The sequence below is a fragment of the Streptomyces sp. NPDC006510 genome, from assembly GCF_040611955.1.
Lineage (GTDB): Bacteria > Actinomycetota > Actinomycetes > Streptomycetales > Streptomycetaceae > Streptomyces.
This window is the reverse complement of record NZ_JBEXPH010000389.1, coordinates 1-2,864: the sequence shown is the minus strand read 5'-3', so window position 1 is coordinate 2,864 and position 2,864 is coordinate 1. Positions and strand designations below refer to the sequence as shown.

The following is a 2,864-nucleotide window of genomic DNA, read 5'->3' as shown; positions in this document are numbered from 1 at the left end:
GGTTCGGTGTTGTCGGCGGTGTGGGCGTGGCCGGGTGGGTTGTTCGGTGAGGGTGAGGTGGAGGAGCTGGCCCGTGAGTGGGTGCGGGTCCTGGAGTCGTTGGTCGATGAGGCGCGGTTGCCGGGCGCGGGTGGTCTGACCCCGTCCGACGTTCCGCTCGTGGACGTCACGCAGGACGAGATCGAGTCCCTGGAGGCCGTGTATCCGGGGCTGACCGACGTACTCCCGCTCTCACCCCTCCAGGAAGGACTCCACTTCCACGCCCTCGACGAGGACGCGAGCTCGGACGCATACACCGTTCAGATCGTGCTCGACCTCGAAGGCGACTTCGACGGACCGGCCATGCGCCGTGCCGCCGAAACCCTCCTGAACCGGCACGCCGGGCTGCGTGCGGCGTTCGTCCACGAGGGGCTCGACGCCCCCGTCCAGGTGATCGCCGCCGACGTCCCCCTGCCCTGGGCCGAACAGGACTTCACCGGCCTGGACCTCGAGCGGCGTGACGCTGCGGTCGCCCGGACCCTCGACGAGGACCGGGCCCGCCGCTTCGACCCGGCCGCCCCGCCCCTCCTGCGCTTCACCGCACTCCGCCTCGCCGACCGCCACCACCGGCTCGTCCTCACCTACGACCACCTGCTGCTCGACGGCTGGTCGACGGCCGTGCTGGTGCGCGAGCTCTTCACGCTGTACGCGGACGGGGCCGACAGCACCGCCCTGCCCCGCGTCACCCCGTTCCGCGACCACCTCGGCTGGCTCTCCCGGCAGGACCGCACGGCCGCCGAAGAAGCCTGGCGCGAGGCGCTCGCCGGACTCGAAGAGCCCACCCTGCTCGCACCCGCCCGCGACGACGCGGACACCGCCGCACCCGAGCAGATCCGGATCGAGCTCTCCACGGAACGCACCGAGGCCGTGAGCGCGCGGGCCCGCGCACTGGGCATCACGCTCAACACGGTGGTGCAGGGCTGCTGGGGCCTGGTGCTCGGGCGGCTCACCGGCCGCCAGGACGTGGTGTTCGGCGCCACCGTCTCCGGCCGCCCGGCCGACCTTCCCGGCATCGAGGACATGGTCGGCCTGTTCATCAACACCCTGCCCGTACGGGTGCGAGTACGCCCCGCCGACAGCCTCTCCGGCCTCTTCGAAGCGGTGCAGGACGAGCAGGCCCGACTGATGCCGCACCAGCACGTCCGCCTCGCCGACGTGCAACGGCTCGCCGGACACGGCGAACTCTTCGACTCCATCGCGGTGTTCGAGAACTACCCGATCGACGCGCTCGACCTGGGCAGCGCGGACGGCCGGCTGCGTGTCACCGGCGTCGACGGCGGCGACACCACCCACTACCCGCTCACCCTGATCGCCGTCCCCGGGGACCGGCTGCAACTGCGCCTCGGCTACCGGCCTGGTGTCATCGACCGGGACCGCGCCGAACGGGTCCTCGCCGGGCTGCTCTCCGTGCTCGACGCCGTCGTCGACGACCCGGCACAGCCGGTCGGCCGCATCGACCTGCTCCCGGCACCGGAGCGCGAGCGCATCCTCGTCGACTGGAACGACACCGTCGCCCCCGTGCCCGCGGGCACCCTGGCCGACGCGTTCCAGCAGCAGGCCGCACGCACCCCCGACTCCGTCGCGGTGACGTTCCAGGGCACCGAACTGTCCTACGCCGAGCTGGACGAGCGGGCCGGCCGCCTGGCCCGGCTGCTCATCCAACGGGGCGCGGCCCCCGAGCAGTTCGTCGCCATCGCCCTGACCCGCTCGGCCGATCTGCTCGTCGCCGTCCTCGCCGTCCTCAAGTCGGGGGCCGCGTATCTGCCGGTCGACCCGGGGTACCCGGCGGAGCGGATCGAGTTCCTGCTGGAGGACGCGGCTCCGGTACTGGTCCTGACCACGTCCGAGGTGGCCGCCGGCCTGCCGGACACCGGCACCCCGCGACTCCTCCTGGACACCGAGGACGTCACCGCCGAACTGAGCCGCTTTCCCGCAACCGCCCCCACGGACGTCGACCGGGTCCGGCCGCTGCGGCCCGCCAACCCGGCCTACGTCATCTACACCTCCGGCTCCACCGGCCGCCCGAAGGGCGTGGTCGTCAGCCACGAGAGCGTGGTCGGCTTCGCGGCCTGGGCGGCGGCCGGGATCGGGCGCGAGCGGCTGTCGAGGGTTCTGTTCGCCACCTCGCTCAACTTCGACGTATCGGTCTTCGAGATCTTCGGGCCACTCCTGTCGGGCGGCTCCGTCGAGGTCGTGCGAGATGTGCTCGCGCTCACCGAGGCGCCGTACGACACCTGGTCGGGCACCCTCATCAGCGCCGTACCGTCCGCCTTCGACCAGCTGCTGACCCACGGCGGCCTCGCGGCACGCGCGGACCTGGTGGTCCTGGCGGGCGAGGCCCTGCCCGCCCGGCTGATGCAGGACATCCGGCGGGCCATGCCGGGCACCGAGGTCGCCAACATCTACGGCCCGACGGAGGCGACCGTCTACTCGACGGCCTGGTTCTCCGGGGACCGCACCACGGAACGCGTCCCGCCGATCGGCCGACCGATCACCAACCGCCGGGTATACGTCCTGGACGCAGGTCTGCGCCCCGTGCCCCCCGGGGTGTCGGGAGAGCTCTACATCGCCGGTCCCGGACTGGCCCGGGGGTATTTGGGCCGGGCGGGGTTGTCGGCGGGTCGGTTCGTGGCGGATCCGTTCGGTGGTGCCGGTGGGCGGATGTATCGCACGGGTGATGTGGTGCGGTGGTCGGTGGGTGGGGAGTTGGAGTATCTGGGTCGTGCGGATGACCAGGTGAAGGTGCGTGGTTTCCGTATTGAGCCGGGTGAGATCGAGTCGGTGCTTGCGGGGCATCCGGGTGTGGGCCGGGTGGCTGTGGTGGT

Annotated in this window: 1 protein-coding gene; it reads left to right on the top strand. The window is 72.1% G+C overall.

Annotated elements, in window-relative coordinates:
* On the top strand, window positions 1–2,864 hold a 2,864-nt coding region (locus ABZY11_RS43730), incomplete at both ends, for an amino acid adenylation domain-containing protein (protein WP_356484507.1).